We start from the raw sequence: 4,345 nt of genomic DNA, 5'->3' as shown, positions 1-4,345 counted from the left end.
GGACCTGGTGCGCGACGCGTCGCGGCAGGCCACCGCCGCGCTGGGCGCGGACCACCCCGCCGAGCAGGAGCTGGACGACCAGCGGCGGGCGTGCGAGGCGCTGGTGTCCGGCGCCGGTCCCGACCCGTCGTTCGAGCGCGGCTACGCCTCGTTCGCCGACGCGGGCCGTTCGCTGGCGACGGCGAAGCCCGGTGCGCCATCGGTGCGCCAGAGCGTGCCGGCGACGGCGGAGTGGCCCGTGGGCACCCTGCTGCACCGGCTGCGGGACACCAGCCGGCAGGAGCTGATGAACCTCGGCACCACCGTCCGCTACGCCGCCGACCGCGAGATCATCGTGCAGGACGCCACCGACACGCACGCGTTCCTGCTGCTCGACGGCGTGGTCAAGGTGCTGGTCACCGACGAGGCGGGCGACAGCGCCGTGCTGACCGTGCGGGTGGCGGGCGACCTCGTGGGCGAGATGGCCGCGATGGACCACAAACCGCGGTCGGCGACCATCGTGACGTGCGGCGACGTGGTGGCGAAGCTGATCACCAGCGCCGAGCTGCACAGCTTCCTGCACCGCCGCAACGACGGGTTCGTCGAGCTGATCGGCGTGATCGACGACCAGCTGCGCTGGGCCAACCGCCGCCGCCGCGACTTCCTCTCCCACACCGCCGCCGAGCGGGTGGCGCGGGTGCTGGCGGAGCTGGTCGGCGCGCACGGCAGGCAGGAGCTGGGCGGCTGGGTGCTCGGCATCCCGCTGACCAAGGTGGAGCTGGCCTCGATCGCGGGCATGAAGCCGCGCACGGCGGAGAAGGCGTTCGCCGACCTGCGCAAGGCCGGCGTGGTGGTCAGCCACCTGCGGCGCGACGTGGTGGTGCCCGACCTGGACCTGCTGCGGCGGTTCGCGCGGATGTGACGGCGCGGGGGGCCGGGCGTCGAACCCGGCCCCCGCTTCAGCCGAGCCGGCGCCGGACGCGGTCGGCGTCGGCCTCGCGGCCCTGCCGCCGGTACAGCCCCAGGGCCTCCTGCCACGCGGCGCGGGCCCGCTCGTGCTCGCCGAGCGCGGCGTGGGGGTGGCCGAGGCGGTCGAGGGTGTCGGCGACCCGGGAGGTGTTGCCGAGGGCGCGGAACAGGTCGGCGGCCCGCCGGTAGTGGTCGACGGCCTCGTGGTGCCGGCCGGTGCGGTGGGCGAGGTAGCCCAGGCCGTCCAGGGCGTCCGCCTCGCCCGCCGGGTCGTGGTGGCGCCGGTGCAGGTCGAGGGCCGCCCGGCAGTGCTCGCGGGCGGTGTCGTGGTCGCCGAGGTGGGCCGCGTGCCTGCCCACCGCGTTGAGCGCGAGGGCTTCCCACACCGGCAGGTCGAGCGCGCGGAAGAGGTCCAGGGCGTGGTGGGCGTGCTCCAGCGCCCGCCGGTGGTCCCCCTGCTGCCCCCACGCCCAGGCGAGGGCGTGGTGGGTGCGTGCCCGCTGGGCGGGGTCGTGGTGGCGCTCGGCCATCGCGAGGGACCGGTGCAGGTGCTCGGTGGTCCGCCCGTACCGCCCCAGCGCGGCGTGGGCGAGGCCGAGGTGCCGGTGGGCGAGGATGCCGGCGGCGGGATCGGGCAGGTGCTCGGCCGCGCGGGCGGCGGCCTGCCAGGCGGCCAGGTTGTCGTGGCGGTGGTGGCGCCACTGGTGGTAGGTCATCAACGTCCAGGCCAGGTCCCAGACGGCTTGGTGGCGGTGGTGCGCGGCTGCGGTCCGCTGGGCGGCGAGCAGGTGGGCGTGGTGGGCGTCCAGCCAGGCCAGCGCGGTGGGGAGGTCGGGCAGCGGGTGCGGGTGCGCGCCGGGGGCGGGCGGGTCGAGCCGGATCGGCCGGCGGTGGGGGTGCAGGAGGCGTTCGGCGGCGAACGCGGTGTGCAGGTAGGCGTCCACCACCCGTTCGAGCGCCGCTGCCCGCACCGGTTCGGGCAGCTCGTGGGCGGTGGTGGCGGCGTAGGCGCGGACCAGGTCGTGCATCGCGTAGCGGCCTCGCGGGCGCCGTTCGAGCAGGCAGTGCTCCTCCAGGGCTCGCAGGGCCTTGCGCGCCCGCGCTTCGGGCAGGCCCGTGAGGGAGGCGGCGGCGGGCAGGTCGACGTCCGGGCCCGGGGCGATGCCCAGGAGCGCGAACGCGGTGCGCTGGTCGTCGGTGAGGCGGCACAGGGACCAGGACAGCACCGCGGGCAGGCTCGCGGCGGGGTCGTCGTCGTCCAGCACGTCCAGGCCCAGCTCGCGCAGCTCGGCGGCGAACTCGGCCAGCGGGATCGCGGGGTGGGTGGCGGCGTGGCGGGCGGTGATCGCCAGGGCCAGCGGGTGGCGACCGCACAGCTCGACCAGTTCGCCGGTGGCCCCGGGTTCGGCCTCGACGCGCCGGCCGAGACGCGCGGCCAGCAGCGCGTGGGCCTCGACGTCGGTGAGCACGTCCAAGGACAGGTGGCGGGCGCCGTGCCGGTCGATCAGCGACGGCAGCGTGGTGCGGCCGGTGACCAGCACGGCGCAGGTCGGGCTGCCGGGCAGCAGCGGCACCACCTGGTCGGCAGCGGCCGCGTTGTCGAGCACCACCAGCACCCGCCTGCCCGCGACCAGACCCCGGTACAGCGCGGCGAGGGCGTCGAGATCAGCGGGCAGGCCGCCGGGGTCGGCGCCCAGGGCGGTGAGGAAGCCGCGCACCGCGTCGGCCGGTTCGGTCGGCCGCCCGGTCGGGCTGAAGCCGCGCAGGTCGACGAACAGCTGACCGTCCGGGAAGCGGTGCAGGTTGCGGTGCGCCCAGGCCAGGACCAGCCAGGTCTTGCCGATCCCGCCCACGCCGCCGATGGCCGAAACCACCACCGCCGCGCCCTCCCCCGGGTCGACGGCCAGGGCCCGGTCCAGCGCGGCCAGTTCCGCCGCCCGCCCGGCGAACGCCTCCGGGGCGGCGGGCAGCTGACGCGGCACCACCACCCGGGTCGACGGCGGCGCGTGCAGGTGCACGTCGCCGTGCACGACCCCGGCCTGCACCACCCCGCCCCCGCTGCCCGACACCGCGTTGCGCACCTCGGGGCCTCCGCCGTCGCGGGCGGCGAGGTGCTCCGTCCCGGGCACGACAACCACCCCCGTCAGGTCACGGGCTGATGGTCCCCAGCGTGGCACCGCGCCGCGGCTCCGCCGGTCGGCGCGGGCGGAATTCACCCGACCGCTCGAACCCCCGCCGGTTCCGGTCCCGGGCCGCCGCCGGAGGTCGGGGCGCCGGTCCGGACGAGGTCAGGCGAACCAGCCGTCGACCAGCGCGTTGCGGAACTTGCCCGAGGGGTCGAGCCGCCGCCGGAGGTCGGCGAACCGGTCCCGGTGCGGGTAGCGGGCGGCGACGTCGGTCAGCTCGGTCAGCTTGCCCCAGTGCGGGCGCGGGTCCCAGGGGCCCAGGGCGTCCTCGATGCGGCGCAGCGCCGCGCGCACCCCTTGGTCGTCGGGTCGCCAGGTGAAGTGGAAGGCGACGCTGTCGCGGCCGTGGACCATGCTCAGCCACTGGGTGTCGGCGGCGACCGTGCGGATCTCGGAGGTCAGCAGGAGCGGCGTGATGTGCTCCCTGATGGCGTCGAGGGCCTTGAGCGCGTCGGCGGTGTGCTCGCGGGCGACGAAGTACTCGGACTGGAGCTCCGCGCCGACGCTGGGGGTGAAGTCGGCTCGGAAGTGCGGCAGCCGCTCGTGCCACGGGCCCGGTTCGCCGAGCTGGGCGGTGCAGTGGACGGTCGGCTGGCCGGGCACCGGGTGGAGCGGTTCGGTGGCCTCGGTCGCGCCGGTCCAGGTCAGGTCGGGCCGGTCGTCGGTGGTGCGGCGCTTGGTGAACACGTGGGCCACGCCTTGCCAGGTGGTGAAGGCGCTGACGCTGTAGGCGCTGGAGAACACGGCGTCGGCGTGCTCGACGAGGGCGTCGAAGGGCATGTCGTCGAACACCCGCTGCTCGACGTCGAACGCGGGGACGACGTCGAGGGTCATCGCGGTGACCACGCCCAGGGCGCCGAAGGAGACCACCGCGCCGTCGAAGTCCTCGTCCCGGCCTCGGGTGAGGGTCGTGGTGGCGCCGTCGGCGGTGACCAGGTCGATCTCGCGGACCAGGCTCGCCAGGGACGGGACGTCGTTGCCGGAGCCGTGGGTGGCGGTCGCGCAGGCGCCCGCGATGGTGATGTGCGGCAGCGACGGCATGGCGGGCAGGGCCAGGTCACGGGCCTGGAGGAGGTCCGCGAGGCGGGCGAGCTTCGTGCCGGCGCCGACCCTGGCGGTGTGGCCGTCGGTCTCGAACACCTCGGGCAGGCCGTCGAGGCTGATCAAGGTGCCGGTGGTGTCGGCGATGGTGCTGAAGGAGTGCCCGGTGC

The 4,345-nt window shown here is 76.1% G+C and carries 3 protein-coding genes; 1 reads left to right on the top strand and 2 read right to left on the bottom strand.

Annotated features, from left to right (window positions below):
- Positions 1 to 901, top strand: a 901-nt coding sequence (locus tag ACFV4N_RS40395) for a Crp/Fnr family transcriptional regulator (RefSeq protein ID WP_499677975.1), incomplete at its 5' end; no start/stop codon positions are given.
- A gap of 37 nt (positions 902 to 938) precedes the next feature.
- Here ACFV4N_RS40395 and ACFV4N_RS40390 read toward each other — a convergent pair.
- Both ACFV4N_RS40390 and ACFV4N_RS40385 read right to left on the bottom strand, forming a co-directional pair.
- Positions 939 to 3,077 (bottom strand): ATP-binding protein, encoded by a 2,139-nt coding sequence (locus ACFV4N_RS40390; RefSeq protein ID WP_499677974.1) that lies wholly within the window; start codon positions 3,075 to 3,077, stop codon positions 939 to 941.
- A gap of 159 nt (positions 3,078 to 3,236) precedes the next feature.
- On the bottom strand, positions 3,237 to 4,345 hold a 1,109-nt coding region (locus tag ACFV4N_RS40385; RefSeq protein ID WP_499677973.1), incomplete at its 5' end, for a D-arabinono-1,4-lactone oxidase.

The sequence above is a fragment of the Actinosynnema sp. NPDC059797 genome, from assembly GCF_042732085.1.
Lineage (GTDB): Bacteria > Actinomycetota > Actinomycetes > Mycobacteriales > Pseudonocardiaceae > Actinosynnema.
Note: the sequence above shows the minus strand (reverse complement) of the source record. Positions and strands in the feature narration are given on the sequence as shown.